The following is a 22,030-nucleotide window of genomic DNA, read 5'->3' as shown; positions in this document are numbered from 1 at the left end:
CAACCTATGAAAAAGCTGCGCAGGATCGGCAATTTTTATACAAGGATCATCATGAACAATGTAGGCATATTTATTTTCGTGGGACTTCTGTCCGTGCTCTTCCACGAGCGGGGATGGTTCCCAAATGAAAATATGTATGCCCTTTCTCAATTTGTCTATCGCTGGATGCTTCCGACTTTGATGGCGTTTGAGGGGGGACGGCTGATCTGTGGAAAAGAGGGCAATGTGTCAGGAGGAATTCTGGCGGTTCTGGCAGTAGGTGGCATGTTGATGAAAGATACAGATGCCGGAATTTTTGCTGCGATGATTGCAGGGCCGGCAGCGGGAATCCTGTGGAAACTTGTGGATAAAAAGATCCGGCAGTCGGTGAATCCGGGGATTCAGATGCTGGTGAAAAATTTGTGCCTGGGAATTCTGGGAGCCTTGCTTGCAGCCCTTGGGATGTGGGCGATTGTGCCGGTGCTGAATGTACTGGCAGGAGGGTTGTACCGCGGCGTGGATTTTCTGGTGCAGCAGAAAATGACCTGGCTGTTGAGCTTTCTGATCGAACCGGCGAAGGTCTTTTTCTTAAATAATGTCACCAATTATGTCATTCTGGTTCCCCTTGGGATACAGCAGGTACAGGAAACCGGAAGTTCGATCCTGTTTCTGCTGGAGGCAAATCCGGGACCAGGACTAGGGGTATTGTTGGCACTTTACTGGAAACTGAAAGAAGAACGGAAAAAGCAGGAACTGGCAGCAGCCATCGTGACAGAGGTGGCCGGCGGAATCCATGAAGTTTATTTTCCCTATGTATGGTCGAATTTCCGGCTGTTGTTGCCGTTGATTCTGGGCGGTGTTTCAGGAACTGTTTGTTTTTCCCTGTTGGGAGCCGGCGTACAAGGCGTGGTATCCCCGGGAAGTATTGTGACCTTGTTTCTGATGTCCGGGCGAGCTTCCCTGGTTCCGGTTTTGGCGGGGATCTTCGTTTCGGCGGTGGTGTCTTTTTATGGTGGCTTGCTGGTGCTGAGGAGTCGGAAAATGGGAAGTGCCAGTGACGATGAGGGTGAGAAGTCGGGAGAAGAAGGGGAAAAAGCGAAAGAGCCTACATGGAACTTTGAATGTGATAATACAGAACAAGACAAAGAGAACGGACGGAATCTTGTTGGTGGCGCAAGCAACTTGGCAGATTCGGGAGCGGAATATAAAAAAATTGCGGTAGTCTGCAATGGCGGCATGGGATCTTCCGCCATGGGAGCGGCTGTTTTCCGGCGGCTTTTGCGACAGGAGCAGATCACAGATGTGACGGTGGAAGCTTATGCGGCAGATCTGGTGCCGGATACCGCACAGATTATCGTGTGTCAGAAAGATTACAGACCTTTGTTGCCAAAAGAATTGGATAGTCGGGAAATTTATACGGTGGAAAACCTGATGCAGACGGAACTGTATCGTCCGCTGCTTGAGAAAATCCAGAGAAGAAACGGAGGGAGTCCATGGAAATCGGAGCAAGAATGAGACAGATTTTTCTGGTACTTCTGAATCAAAAGGAACCGGTTTCGGTGCAGGAAGTGGCAGAACAGATCGGAAAAAGTAAACGAACCGTACAGCGGGAACTGGAATATGCAAAACAGTCCTTAAAAGGATATGATCTGACCTTTCATTCCAAGACCGGTGTGGGAGTCTGGTTGGAGGGAAGCGAAGAAGAAAAGGAACGGTTGAAACGGGAACTTTCTGATGCAGATGGGTATGATGGCGGAGACCGGGAAGAACGAAGGAAGCGTCTGATCCTGGAAATCCTGAAAGAAAAGGGACTGAAAAAACTGTTTTATTACAGCAGTCAGTTCCAGGTCAGCGAAGCGACGATCCGGACAGATCTGGATGTGGTCGGAAAATGGCTGGAGAAATTTGATCTGCATGTGGGGAAAAAGCCGGGAAGCGGTGTGGTAATTCTGGGAGAGGAAGAAAATTACCGGAAAGCACTGCGGGCATTTATCCAGGAAAATATTGATACAAAAGCGGTCCGGGAGGCCTATGAATATGACAGGGAAGATGCCCTGAAAAAGAGTGGGATCGGAAAGATATTAAATGATGAGATTATGTGCAGGGTCATGGAGTGTCTGCGGGGGATGAACCATACCAAAGTTTTGACGCTGACGGAAAACTCTTATGTGGGGTTGGTCATTCATATCTCCATTGCGATCAATCGAATCCTGAAAGGCGAAGTGATTGAGTCAAATGCGAAATGGCAGGAAGAACTGTCGAAGGATGAGGATTATCGGCTGGCAGAAGAGATCGTAGAAGAACTGGAAGAGGAATTTGAAATTCAGATCCCGGATGTGGAAATCTCATACATTTGTCTGCATATCAAAGGCTCCAAGCATGAAAAGGTGGCACTGGAAGGAACCGAAGTTCTGGATCTGGAAAACCGGGAGGTTCAGCAATTGTTGAATCAGATGATTGATGCATTTGATGAAAAAGCCGGGTATCTTCTGAAACAGGATGATGAGTTCCTGCAGGGACTTCTGGCGCATCTGCAGCCCACTTTTGTGCGGTTAAAACATAACATGCAGATTCAGAATCCGGTGTTGGATGATATAAAGAAAGAATACCCGGATCTTTTTGAAAAATGTGTCCGGGTGGGAAATGTATTAGGTGAAAAGTTGAACTGTCCGGTTCCGGAAGAAGAAATCGGATTTCTGACGGTGCATTTCGGCGCAGCACTGGTGCGGCTGGAAGGACAGAAAGAACAGATCCGAAGAGTGGAGATCGGCGTGGTGTGTTCCAGTGGAATCGGTATTTCACGCCTGATGTCTTCAAAGCTGGAGAAGCAGTTCGGGGATCGGGTGCGGATCTCAACCTATGGGAAAAATGATATTACCCCATATATCGTGAGTAATACCGATTTCTTTATCACCAGTATTCCAATGGAAAAATCAGAAATTCCGGTGATCGATGTGAGTCCGCTTTTAAATGAAACGGATATGGAACGGATTCGGCGGATGGTCTATCAGTATGAGCGGATGCCGGCGAAGAAGGAAGAAGAAACTTTTTCCGATGAACTGACAAGGATCCATCAGATTGCAGTCCAGATTCGAACCGTAATTGAGCATCTGGATATTTATGAAGAAGACAGTGCAATCGGATTCCAACAGTTGGTAGAACAGATTGCAAAACGATGTTCCCCTTACCAGGATCGCCAGGAAAAAATCTATGCGGATATTATGCGGCGGGAAGAAATCGCAACTCAGGTTTACGCAGAGTTTGGCTTTGCACTCTTGCATAACCGGTCAGAAGGCGTGGTAAGGCCGACCCTTGCAGTCTGCCTGCCGGGAAAATGTGAAAAGACGGAATTCACGAGCGCAGAACGTGCAAGGGAAGCGTTCGAAGAAACGAAACGTGCAAACACAGACTTTGAGGAAATGAAACACGGACCCAACGATTCTATGAAACCGGAAGATATCCGATTTACAGATCCCTATATGAAAGGAATTTCAGCGGTATTTGTGATGCTGGTTCCCGTGGATGAGCATTTGCAGATCAACAATGAGATCCTGGGGTATATCAGCACCATGTTGATCGAAGATTACGAATTGATGGAGACGGTAGAGCAAAAAGATGAAGACGAAATCCGAGAGGCGATTACGAAAAACCTGAAAAAATATTTTCAGAAGATTGTGACGGAAGTTTCGGGTGTGTAAAGCAAGAGCGGGAAGGGTAATACGGACAATGTGTTGCTGAAAACCATTATCCTCCCGCAAAAGGTTACAATGGGAACCGCTTACGCTTACCTTATGCATTCCTTTTGCGGAAGAAATAAGTAAACCTTCAAAAGCATGGGTACAATCTCAGTACCACATATTATTTTAGCGCTGTATATTATGACTCTTTCGTGGAGCTGCGCAAAACTTAATTCTCGAAATATTTCTTCACATGATCCCGGAATATTTCAAACAGAGGATAATAAACCTGTATAATATTCTGGAACTGTTTTACTGCAAATGTTCCATCATAATCATGAGCTAAATGGTTCCTTACTTTCATCATTTCAATCCAGCGGTCATCATCGATCAGATGGTTGGTGAAGGCTTGCTGTAAAGTTTCACGGGGAGAGCCCGTGGCAAAATCCAAAATCCCCATTTCTTTTATTAAAATATCTTTCATAACTTTCCAGGAAATATCAAAAGTCAGACAGTACGTAAGTACAGTTCCCTCTAAAACAAAATCAGCCGTGGGATCGGCAGTCAGACTCTTTTTTAAATTTTCCAGACTTTTACAAAAAGTATGATAACGATTAATAGATTTGCTTTCCATATTTTCTTATATCCTCCAATAAAAATTCGTTGTGAATCGAATCAAAATCAAAAATATCTATTTTTCTGAGAGTATTTATTTCAGTCAGATCATTTTCTAATTTTATCAAGTCGTTGCATCCATATACTACAAAATCAATATCACTTGTAGGAGTGGCGGTTCCGGTGGCAAAAGAACCAAATAAATCCAAACGCTTGACACCGTTTCTTTTACAAATGGCGGTCACCTGGGCGATGAGTGTAGAAATCGGCATGGTATGCATAATTCAAAGTTCCTCCTGCTTCATAGTATTTACATTATAATACGGAACATAAGAGGGGTGCAAGAAAATCTGGCACTATCTGATGGTGCCAAATCCCATCTTCTTTTGATTGAAAATGTGCGTTTTCGGCGACTATAATGAGATCAGAAAGAAACAAAAAGAATTGAGAAAATGAAGCAAACCCGGGCTGAAACAAACTGTGAAGAAATGAAATAGGAGTGAATCAAATGTTTTTTAAATCCAAGAAAAAAGAATTGCTTCTGCGGGAAAATATCCGTGTGAACTGCAAAGCGGATACGCAGGAACAGGTGATCCGTCAGGTGGGGCAGATGCTGGTGGATTCAGGATATGTGAAACAGTCGTATGTAGATGGAATGGTAGAGCGCGAGAAAACATTTTCCACTTTTATGGGAAACGGACTGGCACTTCCACATGGAGTCGAAGCGGCGAAGAAAGAGATCAAATCCTCTGGAATCGCAGTGTTGACATTTCCGGAAGGCACAGACTGGGACGGAAATAAAGTAAATGTAGTCATCGGAATCGCCGGTGTGGGAGAAGAACATCTGGATATCCTGTCGGTGATCGCAGACAAGATGATGGATGAAACGGCAGCAGAAAAGCTGGCAACCGGAGATGTGGATACAGTATACGAAATCCTGGGCGGAAAGTAAAATTGCTCCGGAAGAATTCAAAGTGCCAAAATGACTTGTAATTAGAAATCAATAAGACTGAGATGAGCGAAAAAGACGAAGGAATCAGGAAGCAGAAAAGCAAATCTACAGTAGAACACAAAAAGCGAATAAACAGAAGTTGCAAGAATTGGCAGAGATAGAAAACAGAAACGAAAAGACAGAGTCAGAACAGGAGAGTGTAGGATTATGAAAACAAAAGCAGTAAGAATGTATGGAACAAGAGATTTGAGATTGGAAGAATTTGAATTGCCGCAGATCAAAGACGACGAGATCCTGGTAAAAATCATGAGCGACAGCATTTGCATGTCCACGTACAAATTAGTAGAGCAGGGAAAGAACCACAAACGTGCTCCGAAAAACATCGACACCAATCCAGTCATCATCGGACATGAGTTCTCCGGTGTGATCGTGGAAGTCGGAGAAAAATGGAAAGATCAGTTCAAACCGGGCATGAAATTTGCGCAGCAGCCGGCACTGAATTACAAAGGAAGCCTGGCTTCTCCGGGATATTCCTATGAATTCTTCGGTGGAGCCTGCACCTACTGCATCATTCCTCATGAAGTTATGGAACTGGGATGCCTGATGCCGTATGACGGAAGCTTCTTTGAAGCATCTCTGGGTGAGCCGATGAGCTGCTGTATCGGTGGATATCACGGAAATTATCATACCAACAAGAGAAATCACGACCTGAAAACAGGGGTAAAAGAAGATGGATATGTACTGGTAGCAGGAGGCTGCGGACCGATGGGACTGGGAATGATTTCCTACGGAATCCAGTTGGAAGATCATCCGAAGAAAATCGTGGTAACGGATATTGATGACGCAAAACTGGCACGTGCGGAAGAAGTAATCTCTGTAGAGCAGGCTGCAAAGAACGGTGTGGAACTGTGTTACGTAAATACAGCAACCATGGCAGACCCGGTGAAAGAACTGATGGAACTGACAGACGGACACGGATTTGATGATGCTTTTGTAATGCTGCCGATCAAACCGGTCGTAGAACTGTGCGATAAGCTGATGGCATTTGACGGATGCATGAACTTTTTTGCAGGACCGACGGATAACCAGTTCAGCGCAAACATCAACATGTACGATGTGCATTACACCAGCAAACATATCGTGGGAACTACCGGCGGAAACAACGATGACCTGATTGAGGCCAACACCCTGGCAGCGGCCGGAAAGATCGAACCGGCAGTTATGGTGACACATGTGGGAGGAATCAACAGTATCATCGATGCAACCCTGACTCTGCCACAGATTCCGGGGGGAAAGAAACTGACCTATACACAGTTTGATATGCCACTGACAGCCATTGAAGACTTCGGAAAGCTGGGCAAGACAGATCCGTTATTCAAGAAACTGGATGAAGCCTGCAAGAAGAATCGCGGCCTCTGGTGTGCAGAAGCGGAAAATATCCTGTTTGAGCATTTTGGGGTAGAGTATTAAAAAGATTTTGTGATGGAGCATTAGGAAGAATTAAAAAACAGAAGTCAAAAGATTAGAAAGAAACAAGCCCGGAATCATGAAAAATATGATTCCGGGCTTAAGTTTGCCTTATAGGACAAAATGTGTTGATAAAAACCCTCCTCCTCCCGAAAAAGTTTACCCCGGGAACCGCTTGCGCTTGCCTTCGCCCCATAGAGAGATACTCTTCGAGCGGTGCTCACGCACGCTCGAAGGAAGTACCGGGGCTGCGGATGTTCCCTTGGGCAAATCTTTTTCGGGATAAGTAAAGTTTGGCTAGTTGGGGTTTCGTCAACACATTTTACTTATATTTATAGAATCCCTCTCCGGAAGACATTCCCAGTTTGCCCTCATCAATATATTTCTTAAGAATCGCTTCCATCTTCTTGAAGTTATATGGCATCATCATTTTCTTAAGAAGCGGGGAGAAGATTCCCGGAACGCTCTGATACTGGTGAACAATATTGTAAGCCGTGTTCAGTCCTACGGTATCGAAAATCTGGAACGGTCCCTTCGGTGCGCCGGTTCCTCTTGTCCAGGCAATATCAATGCTTTCAGGATCAGAGACGCCTGCTGCATATAAGTCAAGACCGCTGAGCAGGAATGGAACAAGCATAGAATTCAGCAGGTATCCGCTTTTTTCCTTTCTTACCGGAAGTCCGATCATTCGGATATCGTTGGCAAACTGCATCACTTCATCAAAGTATTTCATGTCGGTCTGTGACTGCGTCATAACCTCAGCCGTATTATTTTTCCAGATAGAATTTGCAAAATGTAAGGACAGATATTTGTCCGGTCTGCCGGTATATTTTGCAAACATGGACGGAAGAAGCGTGGAAGAATTGGTTGCGATCACCGTTTTCTCCGGAAGAAGCGGTGCCAGCTTTTCATAGAAAGCAATCTTGTCCTTCTCGTTCTCAGCCATAGACTCAATGATGAGATCTGCATCAGCTACAGCCTTGCCCATATCAAGCTCAAGTTTCAGATTGGCATAAGCATCCTCTACCTTTTTAAGGCAGGCTTCTTTGTCGAAGGTATCTTCATCTGCAAGCCCTGCACACCAGGCATTCTTGTCTTCTGCCATTTTCTCAATCGCTTCCGTATAGGTCTCTTTCAGATGATCAATCTTCGGCTGGGTTCTTCCAATAGAACCTTCACTTCTTAACCAGATGGTGACATTGAATCCGCAATACGCTGCCTGAAAAGCAATCTGGCTGCCCAGGACTCCGCCGCCTGCTACTACTACGTTTGAATACTTCATCATACAGTTCCTCCCTTTATAATTCATGCTTTTTTATGTGTTTCCTATTATGAATTATTTCTTGCTCATATATTTCTTCCCATTCATCTTCTTGAAACCGTTCGCTGGTGCTTGAAATATCAGAAAATACATCCCGACTGAAGGAAGGGATAGGATAAAAATAAAAGATTGTCGGCAGCCGCGTGTTTCTAAGGGAAATTCTAATGGTTGAGCTTAGACACCGGCTATACGGGGCAAGCCCGCACTCCTCCCGGAACCAACAATACGCTTTTATTATAGTTGGAAAATCCGGGGATGACAATAAAAAATATTATGTTATAATGTCGTCAAAGGAGAATACATATGAATCAGCTTACAAAAGATGCGATTGCTAAAGCCTTGACGGATCTCTTGCAGGAACGGCCGATCGAGAAAATCACGATCAAAGATATTACCGATCGCTGTGGGATCAACCGACAGACGTTTTATTATCATTTCTCGGATATTTATGATCTTATGGAGTGGACTCTGGATAAAGAACTTCGGAAAGCACTTGGAACCCGGGAAATCAGTCCCACAGACTGGAAAGAATATGTCCGAAAGATTTTTGCAGTGATGCGCTCCCGAAAGCGCGGATTACTCAATGCATATGACGAAAAGAACCATCTGTATTATGAGGTGTTTCTGAAAAAAGAAATTCAACCGGTGGTAAGACAGCTGGTGTCAGAGTGTCCGGAAGCAGAAGAAGTATCGGAAGAAAAGAAAACGTTTATAGAAGAAGTGTATACCAGAATCCTGTTAAGTTTCTTCTTGGAATGGATCGACGAAGGGATGCAGGACGAGACACAGGTTCAGCTGGAGGATTATTTTACACTGGTAGACGGCAGTATGAACAGTGCATTACTGCGGTTTAAAAATGCAGAGAAGTAGAAGATGTGCTGCAAAGGTCATAGACGGATATCAAAGAAAATGACAGCAGATTTGTAGCAAATACAGGTGACAGTTATCCTTGGATTTCTATGAAAAGAAGATAAAAATTAAGTACGACAAAAACGCCAAAATGTCAAAAAATAAGACATTTTGGCGTTTTGTTCATATTCCGAATGTTTTGCGGTTTCTATAATAAACTTAGAAAAAAGAAGGAGGATCCGCATATGGATGGTTCGAGTAAAGTGGTACGGTATGGGTTGAAAAAGGCATTTGGGTATATCGAAAAAGATCCGGAAAAAAATATGATGAAATTGATGGATTTTGTGGACCAATTGGCGGGAGACAATCCGGATACGCTGCCAAAACAGCGGCAAATGGTGCGTCAGGTATTGGAAGATCCGGAAAATAACATGTATCAGCTGATTTTGCACATACTAAGAGATACGGACACCAATGTATTAAAAGCAACCTTCGAAAATTTTTTCCTAAATGCAACGGTCATGGGATGGAAGCGGCAGGAAGAGCTGCGGGAAAAATACCAGTGTAACATTCCGTGGGCAATCCTTTTGGATCCGACCAGTGCCTGCAATCTGCACTGCACCGGATGTTGGGCTGCGGAATATGGAAACCGGCTGAACCTGACCTTTGATGAGATGGATTCCATTATCACGCAGGGAAAAGAACTGGGGATCTACATGTATATTTACACAGGTGGCGAGCCGTTGGTCAGAAAAAACGATCTGATCGCGCTGTGCAGAAAGCATCATGACTGTCAGTTCCTGACCTTTACCAATGCGACACTGATTGATGAAGCGTTTGCCGGGGAAATGCTGGAAGTGGGCAATCTGATTCCGGCCATCAGTGTGGAAGGGTTTGAGACAGCCACCGATGGCAGAAGAGGCGAGGGAACGTTCCAAAAAGTAATGCATGCCATGGAAATTCTCCGGGAGAAGAAGCTGCCATTTGGAATCAGTTGTTGCTACACCAGTCAGAATCTGGATTCCATCGGAAGTGAGGAATATTTTGACAAAATGGTAGAGTGGGGTGCGGATTTCGTATGGTATTTCCATTATATGCCGGTGGGAAATGATGCGGTTCCAGAATTGATGCCGACGCCGGAACAGAGAGAATATATGTATCATAAGATTCGCGAAGTGCGGAAAACCAAACCGATCTTTGCTATGGATTTCCAGAATGATGCAGAATATGTGGGAGGATGCGTGGCAGGCGGACGACGTTATTTCCATATTAATGCAAATGGAGATTGTGATCCTTGTGTATTCATTCATTATTCCAATATGAACATTCGGGAACACAGCTTGCTGGAAGTGCTCCAGTCCCCGATCTTTATGGCGTACCATAAGGGACAGCCGTTTAATGACAATCAGCTTCGGCCTTGTCCGATGTTGGAAAATCCAGAGAAATTGCGGAAAATGGTAGCGGAAAGTCAGGCTCATTCGACAGATCTGCAATCGCCGGAAAGTGCGGAACATCTTTGTGAAAAATGTGAGCAGTATGCGAAGAACTGGCAAGAAGCTGCAGACAGACTGTGGAAAAACAGTCCGAAAGGAAAGGCGGAAGCGTAGAAGCTATGAAGTGGTAACTGGCAGAAATAAAAAGTGGTGAGAGGTGGGAGTCTGACACAGGAATATCACAAGTGTTACACATATTTATCACAAAATGCTGATAGGGTTTAACAGTAAGACTGTAAATCTAAAGGAGGCAATGTTGTGATCGAAGTAAAGAATCTGGTCAAAAAGTACGGAGATCATCTGGCGGTTGACCATTTGAACTTTCAGATCGAACCGGGCAGGATCTATGGTCTGTTAGGTCCGAACGGCGCGGGAAAATCTACGACGATGAATATTATGACAGGGTATCTGGGAGCCACGGAAGGAGAAGTCCTGATCAACGGACATGATATTCTGAAAGAACCGGAAGAGGCAAAAAAATGTATCGGGTATCTGCCGGAGATCCCTCCCCTTTATCTGGATATGAAAGTGTTGGAATATCTGGAATTTGCGGCGGATCTGAAAGGAATTCCGGCAGAAAAGAAAGAAGCAGAGATTCGGAAAGTCATGGGGATGACGAAACTGATGGAGGTATCGGAGCGTCTGATTAATAATCTGTCCAAAGGATACAGGCAGAGAGTGGGTCTGGCACAGGCAATGTTGGGATTCCCGGAAATCCTGATCCTGGATGAGCCGACAGTGGGACTGGATCCGAAGCAGATCATCGAGATCCGGGAACTGATCCGGAAGCTTGCCAAAGATCATACGGTAATCTTAAGTTCTCATATTCTGGCAGAAATCCGGGAGATCTGCGATTATGTCCTGATCATTTCAAAAGGAAAGCTGGTGGCAAGTGACACGCCGGATCATCTGGAAGAGCTGATGGCGGGAAATGAAACGGTAGAACTGACGGTGAAGGGCACAAGAGAAAAGACAGAAGAGATTTTGAGAAATATTTCCTACATACAGAAATCCGAAGTGAAGAAGGCAGAGCCGGATACGGTAAATGTGATTCTGCAGGCGGAAACCGGAAAGGATATCCGGGAAAATGTATTCTTTGCCTTTGCAGAGAAAAAGACACCGATCCTGCGGATGGAGACACGCAAGGTCAGTCTGGAAGATGTGTTCCTGGAACTGACGCAGAGAGAAGCGAAAGAACTGGACGACAAAAAGGAGGGGAAGAGCGATGAGAGCAATTTATAAACGAGAATTTCAGTCCTACTTCCGTTCCATGACAGGAAACGTGTTTGTGGCATTGCTGGTAGTATTTACCGGAATTTATTTCATGGCATATAACCTGAATATGGGTTATCCGTATTTCTCTTATTCTCTGGCGGGTTCGCTGATGGTCTATCTTGTAGCAATTCCGATCCTGACCATGCGGAGCTTCTCCGAAGAACGGAAAAATAAGACGGATCAGTTGCTTCTGACGGCACCGGTCAGTCTGCTTAAAGTAATTCTTGGAAAATATCTGGCAATGATCAGTGTGCTGGCGATTCCGATGGTGATTTTCTGCCTGTTTCCATTGATCATTAAAATGCAGGGAACCGCATATCTGGGGATTGATTATCTGTCGATTCTGGTCTTTTATCTGTTGGGATGCGTCTACGTGGCAATCGGCATGTTCATTTCTTCTCTGACAGAGAGCCAGATCATCGCGTCCATCAGTACTTTTGGGATTCTGCTGGTGTTATATCTGTGGAATGGAATCCTTGGATTTCTGCCCAGTTCTGCCATCGGTGGACTGATCGGAATTCTGCTGCTATTTACAGTGGCAGTGGGTTATATTTACCACATGACGGGAAACGTTATTTTAAGCGGAGGACTGGAGTTATTGGGGATTGTGGCAGGTGTTGTCACATATCTGGTAAAATCCAGCCTGTTCGAGAACCTTTTAACCAACTGTCTGTCAGGTCTGGCGTTGACGGATGTATTTTCCGGAATCGCGGACAACAGTATTCTGGATGTGAGCGGAATCGTGCTGTATCTGTCGCTGATCGTGATCTTTTTCTTCCTGACGGTGCAGACGTTCCAGAAGAGACGTTGGAGTTAGGAGGGGCATGACATGAATCGAATCAAGAAATTTTTCCAGACCACGGAATCCAGAAATGGTTCCTATAGCGTGGGGATTACCGTGTTGGTGCTGGTGATTGTGATCATTTTAAATCTGATCGTGGGACAGTTGCCGGAGAAAATACGGAACATAGATGTGAGCAGTACCAAAATTTATGAAATTACGGATACGTCAAAAGAGTTGCTGAAAAAACTGGATCAGGATGTGACCATGACAGTACTGGCAGATAAAAGTGATACAGATGAGCGGATTAAGACATTTTTGAGCAAATACAGTGCTCTGTCTGATCATATTTCCGTAAAATGGATTGACCCGGTATTACATCCGTCTGCATTGAATGAATATCAGGCTTCGGAGAATTCCATCGTGGTTTCCTGTGAAGAGACGGGAAAAACAACCACCGTATCGTTTGATGATATTATCGTGATGGATCAGGCTTCCTATTATTATACCGGAACGGCGACGGAGGCAGAGTTTGACGGAGAAGGACAACTGACCAGTGCGGTCAACTATGTGACCACCACGGAAAACCATACCATTTACCGGACATCCGGACATGGGGAGAGTACCTTTTCTACCACAATCTCGGATCTGATGGATAAGTCAAATGATACCGTAACGGAATTAAATACGGTGATGGATGCTTCGATTCCGGAGGACTGTGATCTGTTGCTGATGTATGCACCGACCACAGATTTAAGCGAAACAGAGGTTTCTGCATTGGAGGCGTATCTGCAAAAAGGCGGAAAGATGATGGTGATTCTGGGTGATAAAGAAAAAGGGGAACTGCCGAATCTGGAAGCACTGATGAAGACTTACGGTCTGGAAATGGCTGACGGATATATCGCAGATACCCAGCGGAATTATCAGGGCAACTATTATTACATTTTCCCGGAACTGTCCCTGGACAGCGATCTTTCTTCCGGCATTTCTTCGGAAATGGTACTGGTAATCAATAGCCACGGTCTGACCCAGATCGATCCGGCAAGGGATACCATCACGACGACCCCGTTTATGACGACTTCTCAGGGTGGGTATGCAGTAACAGAGGATGCCCAGACGGAAGGAACCTATGTATTGGGTGCGGTGGCGACGGAGAGTGTGACCGATGCAGCTTCAGCGGATGCTGCAACAAGCGATTCGGCGGAAAATGCAGAGGATACGGATGCCACAAGTGAAACAGATACATCGGAAAATACAGCATCTGAGGTGAACACGACACAGAGCCGACTGACAGTGATTGCCAGTGCCTCCCTGATCGATCCTCAGGTAACCGATTCTTTCAGCACCCTGGAAAACAGTCAGTTGTTTATGAATGCGGTAACGGCAAACTTTGACGACACGCAGAATATCTCCATCGAACCGAAGAGTCTGACGGCAGAGTATAATTCCGTACAGCACGGAGGTCTGCTGAGTATTCTGGTGATTTTCGTACTCCCGGCAGCAGTACTGATCAGCGGTCTGGTGGTATGGATCCGCAGAAGACGGGCGTAAATTGAAAGAAGGGTGGAAAAACATGGAAAAAAGAACCAGAACCCTCTGCCTGCTGGTGGGAGCTGTGGTGCTCCTGCTGGTGGCATATTTCGGAATACGAGGTTTTAATAAAAATCAGGAAAAGAAAGCGGAAAAAGAAGCGAAAGCTTCGGAGATCTATCTGACCAAAATGGAGGATGTGACGGAAATCCGTTACAATATCGGCAACGGGGAACAGGTTTTTGTCAAAGAATCAGACAGTGACAACTGGGAAGTGGAGGCTCAGCCGGACTTCCCGTTGGCACAGACCTACCCGGAACAGATTGCATCAGATTTCGGGACCCTGAAGGCGGAGCGGGAATTAAAAGATGCAGATCAGCTTTCTGATTATGGATTGGAAGATCCGGTTTATACCGTGGAGCTTTCGGATTCGAAGGGGAACACGCATCAGATTTCGATTGGAAATGTGATCGGAGATACGTATTATGCAACGGTGGATGACAGTCAGACGGTCTACACGGTTTCGGCAGCAGTGATGGAAGATTTGCAGTACAGTCTGGAAGAAATGGCGCAGCTGGATCAGGTGCCGTCGATCGGAAGCGGCAATCTGGTGGAAGAGACGATTACGAAAGCTGGATCGCAAACCACCTATTCTGCGGACAACAAAGATGACAGTGAAGCAGTGGCAGCAGTGATCGGAGGATTAGGAGCTCTGACGTTGGATACGGTAGAAAATTATACGGTGCAGCCGGAAGAACTGGCGTCGTACGGTCTGGATGAGGAAAATCGTACGCAGGTAGATGCTGTATACAGTACAAGTACGGACTCAGATGCCGGCGAAACAGATGAAGCAGAACCGGCGACATCTGATTTCGATTCTGAGAATTCAGACACCGGGAACTCAGACTCCGATACATCGGGTAAGGAGAAGACATATACGCTGTATATCGGAACACAGGCGGAAGACGGAACCACGTATGTGATGCCGAAAGGTTCCGGTATCGTCTACAAGGTCACGACAACAGTATGCAAGAACATTCTGAATCAGAAGTAGTTGACTTTTAAAGGAAAATGGAAGAAAATATTCTTTAATATGACAAACGAAAGCCGGACAGAAATATTTTTTACATTTTTATACGGCAAAGGAAAATCAGAACAGATCCGATAAAAACACAGATCAGATACGAGGGATGAAAAAGAATGGAGGCCTTTATATGAGAGATAAATTTATGCGGTTTATGCAGGGCAGATATGGAACGGATGCCTTATCAAAATTTTTGGTGATCGCAGGAGTAATCCTGGCAGTTGTATCATCTGCGACGCATGTAAGAGTTCTCTATATGATCGCTTGGATAATGATCATCTGGTCCTATTTCCGGATGTTCTCAAAAGATTATGCCAAGCGTTCTGCAGAAAATCGCTGGTATCTGAATAAGACCTATAAGATCCGTTCTAAATTTGCAGGCCTGAAGAACCGGATGGCGCAGAGTAAAGACTATCATATTTACAAATGCCCGTCCTGCAAGCAGAAGATCCGGATTCCGAGAGGCAAAGGAAAGATCGAGATCCGTTGCCCGAAATGCAGTACTACGTTTATCAAGCGAAGCTGAGAAGATGTCTTGCAGAAATGTTTCAGAACGAGAGAAGAGAGAAAGCAGAAATTCAGATCAGGAAATAAATGAGAAAGAACCGGTTTCGTAAGATCTGGAAACCGGATGGGGGATAGTTTCAAACGATGACAGATCCATATCAGGTGTTGGGGATCTCAAGAGGTGCCACCGACGAGGAAATCAAGAAAGCATATCGAAAACTAAGCCGGAAATATCATCCGGATGCCAATATCAACAATCCGAACAAGGAGGAAGCAGAAGCTAAATTCAAAGAAGTGCAGCAGGCCTATGACCAGATCATGAAAGAAAAAGAGTATGGTGGATCGCAGGGAGGATATGGCCCCTATGGTTCGACCGGAGCAAACGGCGGATATGGTGGCTACGGTTACGGAGGTTTTGGTGGATTTGGAAGTGGATTCGGCGGTTATGGAACTAACGGAGCAGGAAACGGTCAGGCTAGCGAGTCGGATATTCATTTCCGTGCAGCAGCGAATTATATCCAGAGCGGGCACTATGCGGAAGCGTTAAATGTGTTGAATACTATTTCACAGCGAAATGGACTCTGGTATTATTACAGCGCAGTTGCAAATTACGGAACCGGGAATAATGTGACAGCGTTGGAACATGCAAAAGAGGCAGTGCGTCTGGAGCCGAATAATCTGCAGTATCAGATGTTCTTACAACGAATGGAAGGTGGAAGCGGATGGTATCAGGGGCAGCAGTCTATGTATGGATTTCCTACGGTGGGAAGTAATGACTTCTGTATGAAACTCTGTATTGCCAATATTATGTGTAATCTGTTCTGTGGCGGAGGCATGTGCTGTGGAGGAACTACTCCGGGTGGACGGATTATGTAAGAGATATAAGAGGAAAGACAGAATCGTAGCAAAAGTAAATAAAGAACAGTGAGAACAGTTGGAACAGGTGTAGTGTAGGAAGGTGAAACAGATACATTGCACCTGTTCTTTTGATAGAAATTTTGCCAGAGTGAAGAGGAAATCATAATCTGTGTAATTGTGCCGATGGCATATACAATGGAGCAGGGGGATTGTTGATAAATGCTTTATTTGCAATCTTATATCGTGTGATAGAACAAAATGATATTTTCATAATGTCCGTCTTTCATGCGGAATCCGTTTGGAACCTCACCCAGGCGTACAAAGCCCAGCTTTTCGTACAAGTGGATCGCAGAGTAGTTACATTTTACAACGGCATTGAACTGTAAAATCTGAAAACCAAATTCCCCGGCTTTTTTCAGGCAGTTCGTCACCAGTTTTTCACCTATATGCTGTCCGCGGATTCCTTTTTTCACGGCATAGCTGGCATTGGAAAGATGACCGCAGCGACCGAGATTGTTTGGATGAAGAATGTAAAGTCCAACAATGGTTTCTGTGTCGCTATCCACTGCAACGGCGGAGTAAGTCTGCTCTGCGAAGAAATCAGCGGCTTCGGTATCGCTCAGGCAGTTTTCCTGCGGAAAAGCCTCACCGTCCTCAACGACCTGATTCCAGATGACTGCCATTTCTGGGACGTCTTTTGGCTCAAAAGCCCGAATGATAATGTTCATAATAAAAGACCTCACTTTTGTATAACTTTTAAGAAATGAAAAAACAGGATTCTCGAAATCGCTCCCGGAATTCTATAAAAGATTATAAAACGTCGTGAGAGAGAAGTAAATATGAATGTTTGTGCAATGGTGTATAATGTTAGGTAATGTTTGCCGTGATTCGTTCTTGTTTTTATTGCCAGGTATAGGATAAAAAGGTTCAGGGGAGCGTTGCAGGTTTTGAGAGCGTCAGGTTGTGCGTGGAGAGCAAAAACGTTATAATAAAAGCATATGACTTGTGAAGAAATTCTTCCAAAATCCTGCTGAGTTATTATTATATACAAGGTATTACGAAGCGAGAGATTACAGCAGTGAAAAAACAGTAGAAATGGAGAAATCTTATGATCAACCGAGAAGATATGATGGAACTGACCCGTCGAATGAATGTTTCCCGGACATCTTTTACCCGTGTGGCGGGATGCTATGTGGATGAAGAAGGAGAATTTGACGGGAGTTTTAATACGAATTTTCTGAAGCTGTCGGCGCCGGAGCGGACGAAACAACTGAAACTGGCGAAGGCTGTGGTGTTTTCAGAGACTAATGAGAAACTGAAACAGTATGAATTTTCAGGACAGAAAAAGAAGACGGAAAGTATGTGGAAACTGCTGATGGGAATCCGGCAGAGTGGATTGAAAAATGATGCGATGCTGGACGTATTTTACGATGTGGTGATGGAACATTTCCAGTCAAACATGGAGAATACACCCTATGGAATCTTTGTATTTCATGACCGGTATGATGTGCCGATGAAGGCAGCAGACAAAGAAAGACTGTGGGAATCAGAGGAAGTCTATGAATATCTGATTTGTGCCATTTGTCCGCTGATCGGGGAATATGAGCCGGGAGAACCGGAATGTGGATTCCTGTTTCCGGCATATACGGATCGCTGTGCGGATCTGAATCATATTAATGTATTTCAGAAAAATGGAACGCGTGCAAAAGAAGAGCTGGAGATGAAGATTTTGGGTGTGAGATAGCGTTTGAAAGAGACGAGAATGGTGTCGGTAGTGGAATATGGCGCAAGGGATGAAGAACCTGATGAAATTATAATATCCGGAAGAGGTGAGACTACCGATGACAGACAGGTTTTCCGGGATGGAAAGAATCATGTGATAGCATGATGGTATCAGGAAGAGCGGGAGGAAGATTCGATGGAAGTAAAGTACTGTAAGCTGGAAATTTTTATTCCAAAGTCCCATTTGGAGGTCCTTCAGAAAGCATTGCAGTCGGTGGATGCGGGACACATTGGCAATTATGACTGTTGCTTATCTGTGTCGGAAGTGATGGGTTACTGGCGACCGCTTGATGGCTGCAATCCCTATCTTGGATCGATGGGAGAAATCAGTTGTGAACCGGAATTGAAGGTGGAAGTAACGGTTTACGCGGAAAATGTGGACATGACGATTGAGGCGATTAAAAAGGTACATCCATATGAAGAGCCGGTGATCAATGCAATTCCATTATACAGAACCAGCTTCTAAGATGTGAACTGTGTGATTACGAAGGAATCGTGGAAATCAGTTACCGTCAATAGAAACAGATGTGAGAAAAGGAGAAGAAAATGTCAATTGATATTCGAATTACGCAAAAAGGATTGCGGAAAAAGACACTTCCGCTGGAAGTAATTACCGGGGGAACCCTGGTTTATGGAAGCGGCGATGGGACGAAATTTGAAGAAGGAAATCTGGAAGGGGAAGAAATTCTGCTCTATCATCCGCAGCATGTCTCCAGAGGATTCAGTATCACCTGGAATCCAGAAGAGAAAACTTTTGTGGATCTGCGGGCGGTAAATCCGGACAGCGAGGAAGGCTTGCAGGACTTTTTTGATACGATTGCGCGGATTTCAGAGTACTGGAAATGCGAGATCGAAATGGACGGTGAAATCATCAAAGCGGAGGAGTTAAAGTCACGGATTCCGGAAATTCAGGAATTTAACCGAGGCGTGTTGGGGGACATTTGCACAGATATCCTGACGGGAGAAAAAAGTGCACTGACGTTATTTAGTGTCATGTTCCCGCTGACTTTAGGGAAAAAAGAGGCGGAACTTTTCGGAGAAGATCCGGAAAATATAAAGATGGATGCATTTGCAGATTGGCTACATGAAAGACAGACCATGGATGCTTATTTCGCAAGACCGCAGTTTTATCGGACTCCAAACGGAATCCTGGGAGGGTATGCAGTAACAGAAGGCTGCAGAACCATTTTCCCGGTGAAAGCACAGGTGCCATTTGGCATGGAAGATCCGGAGACGGGGAAAGCTCTGAAATGTGATCAGTTTGAAGTTTTCTTTTATTCTACAACGATGGAGAAAATGATTGGAAAATGCAATTTTGATGAATTTGCACGAAAAGTATCTTCTCAGGCAGAACGATTTGACGGGGATAAATTCCTGTTTGAGGGAATCCCGCTAGAGACGTTGCGGGAGTGGGTGGAAGAATCAAACAAGCATAAACACTGAGATAAACAAAAAACCCATAACTGTAATAGTTATGGGTTTCATGCGGAAGAAGAGACTTGAACTCTCACAGGATAAACTCCCACTAGAACCTGAATCTAGCGCGTCTGCCATTCCGCCACTTCCGCTCGACAAAAAATATCTTATCACAATGATCTGGGTTTGTAAACCCCTAAATTTAATTTTTTTGCGAAAACATTTTCCGGATTTTCATGCGAATCATTTCCGGGTTTTCAAAGTGCAGAATCCGGTTTGACATCGAATCCGAGACAACAGTATAATAACACTGGAAACACTGTACAAGATGTGAGTACAAATAAGGAAAGGATTACCATGAACGTACTGATTGTTATTGACATGCAAAATGATTTTATCGACGGAGCACTTGGAACGAAAGAAGCAGAAGCAATCGTGCCGCGTGTCGTAGAGAAGATCCGGAACTTTGACGGAATGGTGCTGGCAACCAGAGACACCCACGAGGCGGACTATCTGCAGACGCAGGAAGGAAAGAACTTGCCGGTGGAACATTGTATCCGTGGAACAAATGGATGGGAACTGCGACCGGAGATTCAGGAACTGATTTCTGCGGAAGTGATGGACAAGCCTACATTTGGCAGCCGGAAGCTAGCGGAATTTCTGAAGAAACAGGAAACAGAAATCGACAGCATTACATTAGCAGGGCTTTGCACGGATATCTGTGTGATTTCCAATGCGATGGTGCTAAAAGCATTTATGCCGGAGATCCCGATCACAGTGGATGCCTCCTGTTGCGCAGGCGTAACGCCGGAAAGCCATGAGCGGGCACTGGAAGCCATGAAAGTATGTCAGATTCAGATAGAAGAGTAAGTAGGATAAGAAGTAAGAGGAGTAAAACGAGATGATTAAGGCAGTGATTTTTGATATGGATGGAACGATGATTGATACCGAGAGATTATCCACCGGGGTCTGGCAGCGAGTGGCAAAGGAGAAAGGGTTTGAGCTTACGAAAGCAACCATTGATTCCATGAGAGGAAGAACGACCAATCGTGTGCGGGAAATTTTTCAGGAAATTTACGGGAATTCTGTAAATTATGATGAAGCGAGAGCACTTCGTACCCATTATATGAATGAGATTATGGATCGGGATGGTGTGCCGAAGAAAAAAGGGCTGGTAGAACTTCTGGAGTATTTGAAAAAGGAAGGGATTCCGGCAGCGGTGGCAACATCCACACGGTCTGAAGCAGCGATTAAAAATCTGAAAAATGCCGGAGTCTATGACTATTTGCAGGCGGGAGTATACGGAGACATGGTGACGAAGAGTAAACCGGATCCGCAGACTTTCCATATGGCAGCAGAGGCTCTGGGCGTGGACCCAAAAGAGTGCGTTGTGGTGGAAGACAGTGAGCCGGGAATCCTTGCAGCGAAAGCAGCAGGGGGATATTCTGTATTTATTCAGGATGTGACGACAGTTCCGAAAGAGGCGAGAGAAGGCGTTTCCGCGGAACTGCAGGATCTGGCTGACTTGATTGGCTGGATTGAGAAGATCAATGCAAATTAAGATGGCATCAGATCTTCGGAGAAATAGAGGAGAGGGAGCGCATGAAAGGAGAGCGGACGGCATGATAAGATTTGCGACGATCGGAACGAGCTGGATCACAGATCATTTTCTGGATGCGGCTTTGAAATGTCCGGAGTTTAAGCTGGAGGCTGTTTATTCCAGAAATCTGGAAAAGGCGAAGACATTTGGCGGAAAATACGGAGTGGGAAAATATTATGATTCTCTGGGAAAGTTGGCAGAAGATCCGGAGATTGACGCGGTTTACATTGCAAGTCCGAATTTTCTGCACTGTGCACACGCAATTCAGATGATGGAAGCCGGAAAACAGGTACTCTGTGAAAAGCCGTTGGGAGCAAATACCAAAGAAGTGGCGAAAATGTTTCAGACGGCAGAGGAACATCATGTGGCGCTGATGGAAGCTGTTCGAACACTGCATCAACCGGCATACCGCTGGCTTCAGGAACATTTGGCAGAGATCGGACCGGTGCGGGCGGCGACTCTGTGTTATGATCAGAAATCCAGCAAGCTGGATCGTCTGAAATCCGGAGATCTGACCAACAATTTTAATCATGAATATGCAGGAGGGGCTCTGACGGATATCGGAGTCTACTGTCTGCAGGCGATGGTTGGACTGCTTGGAAAACCGGAAAAAATAACCGGTTCCGTTGTGAAAATGCCGGGACTGGAAGAAAAAGTGGATCTGGGCGGTATGATTCTGGCAACCTATCCGGAACTGACGGCGCAGATTCGATTTTCCAAGCTGGTGGATGGATTTATTCCCAGTGAGATTCAGGGAGAAAAAGGATCCTTTCTGGTGGATGCGATTCAGGAACCGAGACAGATCACGCTGGTGCATCCGGACGGAACCAGAGAAGAAATTTCA

Annotated in this window: 22 protein-coding genes, 1 tRNA gene and 1 pseudogene; 19 read left to right on the top strand and 5 right to left on the bottom strand. The window is 45.2% G+C overall.

Going from position 1 to position 22,030, the window contains the following annotated elements:
* Positions 1-6 precede the first annotated feature (6 nt).
* Both KGMB01110_RS06070 and KGMB01110_RS06065 read left to right on the top strand, forming a co-directional pair.
* A complete protein-coding gene (locus tag KGMB01110_RS06070) occupies positions 7-1,494 on the top strand; it encodes a PTS transporter subunit EIIC (RefSeq protein ID WP_119297821.1) in 1,488 nt (495 codons plus the stop codon).
* On the top strand, positions 1,473-3,677 hold the full coding sequence (locus KGMB01110_RS06065; RefSeq protein ID WP_119297820.1) for a BglG family transcription antiterminator: 2,205 nt from the start codon (positions 1,473-1,475) through the stop codon (positions 3,675-3,677). Before KGMB01110_RS06070 ends, KGMB01110_RS06065 begins: the two co-directional genes overlap by 22 nt.
* A 208-nt stretch (positions 3,678-3,885) precedes the next feature.
* On the opposite strand, the gene KGMB01110_RS06060 is transcribed toward KGMB01110_RS06065, so the two are convergent.
* Together KGMB01110_RS06060 and KGMB01110_RS06055 are read right to left on the bottom strand one after the other, a co-directional pair.
* Positions 3,886-4,290, bottom strand: a complete 405-nt coding sequence (locus tag KGMB01110_RS06060; protein ID WP_117603161.1) for an HI0074 family nucleotidyltransferase substrate-binding subunit — start codon at positions 4,288-4,290, stop codon at positions 3,886-3,888.
* Positions 4,271-4,552, bottom strand: a complete 282-nt coding sequence (locus tag KGMB01110_RS06055; protein WP_117603160.1) for a nucleotidyltransferase family protein — start codon at positions 4,550-4,552, stop codon at positions 4,271-4,273. The genes KGMB01110_RS06060 and KGMB01110_RS06055 overlap by 20 nt, the downstream gene beginning before the upstream one ends.
* A 227-nt stretch (positions 4,553-4,779) precedes the next feature.
* Here KGMB01110_RS06055 and KGMB01110_RS06050 point away from each other — a divergent pair, with 227 nt between their 5' ends.
* Both KGMB01110_RS06050 and KGMB01110_RS06045 read left to right on the top strand, forming a co-directional pair.
* Positions 4,780-5,223, top strand: coding sequence for a PTS sugar transporter subunit IIA (locus tag KGMB01110_RS06050; protein ID WP_174714247.1), 444 nt, complete (start codon positions 4,780-4,782; stop codon positions 5,221-5,223).
* A 207-nt stretch (positions 5,224-5,430) separates the two neighbouring features.
* Positions 5,431-6,693 (top strand): zinc-binding dehydrogenase, encoded by a 1,263-nt coding sequence (locus KGMB01110_RS06045; RefSeq protein WP_119297818.1) that lies wholly within the window; start codon positions 5,431-5,433, stop codon positions 6,691-6,693.
* Positions 6,694-7,012: 319 nt separating this feature from the next.
* Here the strand turns inward: KGMB01110_RS06045 and KGMB01110_RS06040 are convergent, their stop codons facing one another.
* Entirely contained in the window at positions 7,013-7,972 is a 960-nt protein-coding gene (locus KGMB01110_RS06040) for a 3-hydroxyacyl-CoA dehydrogenase (protein ID WP_119299104.1), read from the bottom strand.
* 342 nt (positions 7,973-8,314) lie between these two features.
* On the opposite strand from KGMB01110_RS06040, the gene KGMB01110_RS06035 reads away from it, so the two are divergent.
* From KGMB01110_RS06035 to KGMB01110_RS06000, 8 genes are all read left to right on the top strand, one after another.
* Positions 8,315-8,881 (top strand): TetR/AcrR family transcriptional regulator C-terminal domain-containing protein, encoded by a 567-nt coding sequence (locus KGMB01110_RS06035; protein WP_117603156.1) that lies wholly within the window; start codon positions 8,315-8,317, stop codon positions 8,879-8,881.
* A 224-nt stretch (positions 8,882-9,105) separates the two neighbouring features.
* On the top strand, positions 9,106-10,467 hold the full coding sequence (locus tag KGMB01110_RS06030; protein ID WP_119297817.1) for a radical SAM protein: 1,362 nt from the start codon (positions 9,106-9,108) through the stop codon (positions 10,465-10,467).
* Positions 10,468-10,611: 144 nt separating this feature from the next.
* A complete protein-coding gene (locus KGMB01110_RS06025; RefSeq protein WP_119297816.1) occupies positions 10,612-11,595 on the top strand; it encodes an ABC transporter ATP-binding protein in 984 nt (327 codons plus the stop codon).
* Positions 11,579-12,445 (top strand): ABC transporter permease subunit, encoded by an 867-nt coding sequence (locus KGMB01110_RS06020; protein ID WP_117603153.1) that lies wholly within the window; start codon positions 11,579-11,581, stop codon positions 12,443-12,445. The genes KGMB01110_RS06025 and KGMB01110_RS06020 overlap by 17 nt, the downstream gene beginning before the upstream one ends.
* Before the next feature lie 12 nt (positions 12,446-12,457).
* Positions 12,458-13,960 (top strand): GldG family protein, encoded by a 1,503-nt coding sequence (locus KGMB01110_RS06015; protein WP_119297815.1) that lies wholly within the window; start codon positions 12,458-12,460, stop codon positions 13,958-13,960.
* 22 nt (positions 13,961-13,982) lie between these two features.
* Positions 13,983-14,993: a DUF4340 domain-containing protein gene (locus KGMB01110_RS06010; protein ID WP_119297814.1), complete on the top strand. Its 1,011-nt coding sequence runs from the start codon at positions 13,983-13,985 to the stop codon at positions 14,991-14,993.
* A gap of 160 nt (positions 14,994-15,153) precedes the next feature.
* Positions 15,154-15,549, top strand: a complete 396-nt coding sequence (locus KGMB01110_RS06005) for a zinc ribbon domain-containing protein (protein WP_119297813.1) — start codon at positions 15,154-15,156, stop codon at positions 15,547-15,549.
* 125 nt (positions 15,550-15,674) lie between these two features.
* Positions 15,675-16,406, top strand: a complete 732-nt coding sequence (locus tag KGMB01110_RS06000; RefSeq protein WP_117888854.1) for a J domain-containing protein — start codon at positions 15,675-15,677, stop codon at positions 16,404-16,406.
* Between the two features lie 218 nt (positions 16,407-16,624).
* Here KGMB01110_RS06000 and KGMB01110_RS05995 read toward each other — a convergent pair whose 3' ends face one another.
* The gene (locus tag KGMB01110_RS05995) at positions 16,625-17,116 is read right to left on the bottom strand and encodes a GNAT family N-acetyltransferase (protein ID WP_119297812.1); all 492 of its coding nucleotides are present in this window, start codon (positions 17,114-17,116) and stop codon (positions 16,625-16,627) included.
* 380 nt (positions 17,117-17,496) lie between these two features.
* Between KGMB01110_RS05995 and KGMB01110_RS05990 the strand changes: the two genes are divergently transcribed.
* From KGMB01110_RS05990 to KGMB01110_RS05980, 4 genes are all read left to right on the top strand, one after another.
* A complete protein-coding gene (locus KGMB01110_RS05990; RefSeq protein ID WP_119297811.1) occupies positions 17,497-18,132 on the top strand; it encodes a DUF4317 family protein in 636 nt (211 codons plus the stop codon).
* Between the two features lie 3 nt (positions 18,133-18,135).
* Positions 18,136-18,276, top strand: coding sequence for a hypothetical protein (locus KGMB01110_RS14905; protein ID WP_156085436.1), 141 nt, complete (start codon positions 18,136-18,138; stop codon positions 18,274-18,276).
* A gap of 30 nt (positions 18,277-18,306) precedes the next feature.
* Positions 18,307-18,636: a cytochrome C biogenesis protein gene (locus KGMB01110_RS05985; RefSeq protein WP_119297810.1), complete on the top strand. Its 330-nt coding sequence runs from the start codon at positions 18,307-18,309 to the stop codon at positions 18,634-18,636.
* Positions 18,637-18,716: 80 nt separating this feature from the next.
* Complete coding sequence (locus tag KGMB01110_RS05980; RefSeq protein WP_119297809.1) at positions 18,717-19,613, top strand: DUF4299 family protein; 897 nt, start codon at positions 18,717-18,719, stop codon at positions 19,611-19,613.
* 41 nt (positions 19,614-19,654) lie between these two features.
* Here the strand turns inward: KGMB01110_RS05980 and KGMB01110_RS05975 are convergent.
* A tRNA-Leu gene (locus tag KGMB01110_RS05975) sits at positions 19,655-19,738 on the bottom strand.
* 205 nt (positions 19,739-19,943) lie between these two features.
* Between KGMB01110_RS05975 and KGMB01110_RS05970 the strand changes: the two genes are divergently transcribed.
* The 3 genes and pseudogenes from KGMB01110_RS05970 to KGMB01110_RS15955 form a co-directional block, all read left to right on the top strand.
* Positions 19,944-20,456, top strand: coding sequence for a cysteine hydrolase family protein (locus tag KGMB01110_RS05970; protein WP_119297808.1), 513 nt, complete (start codon positions 19,944-19,946; stop codon positions 20,454-20,456).
* 31 nt (positions 20,457-20,487) lie between these two features.
* On the top strand, positions 20,488-21,147 hold the full coding sequence (locus KGMB01110_RS05965) for an HAD family hydrolase (protein ID WP_119297807.1): 660 nt from the start codon (positions 20,488-20,490) through the stop codon (positions 21,145-21,147).
* Positions 21,137-21,946, top strand: a pseudogene (locus tag KGMB01110_RS15955) (Gfo/Idh/MocA family protein); the annotation flags it as partial. The gene KGMB01110_RS05965 and the pseudogene KGMB01110_RS15955, both read left to right, overlap by 11 nt.
* Between the last annotated feature and the right edge of the window lie 84 nt (positions 21,947-22,030).

Source organism: Mediterraneibacter butyricigenes, assembly GCF_003574295.1.
Lineage (GTDB): Bacteria > Bacillota > Clostridia > Lachnospirales > Lachnospiraceae > Mediterraneibacter_A > Mediterraneibacter_A butyricigenes.
Note: the sequence above shows the minus strand (reverse complement) of the source record. Positions and strands in the feature narration are given on the sequence as shown.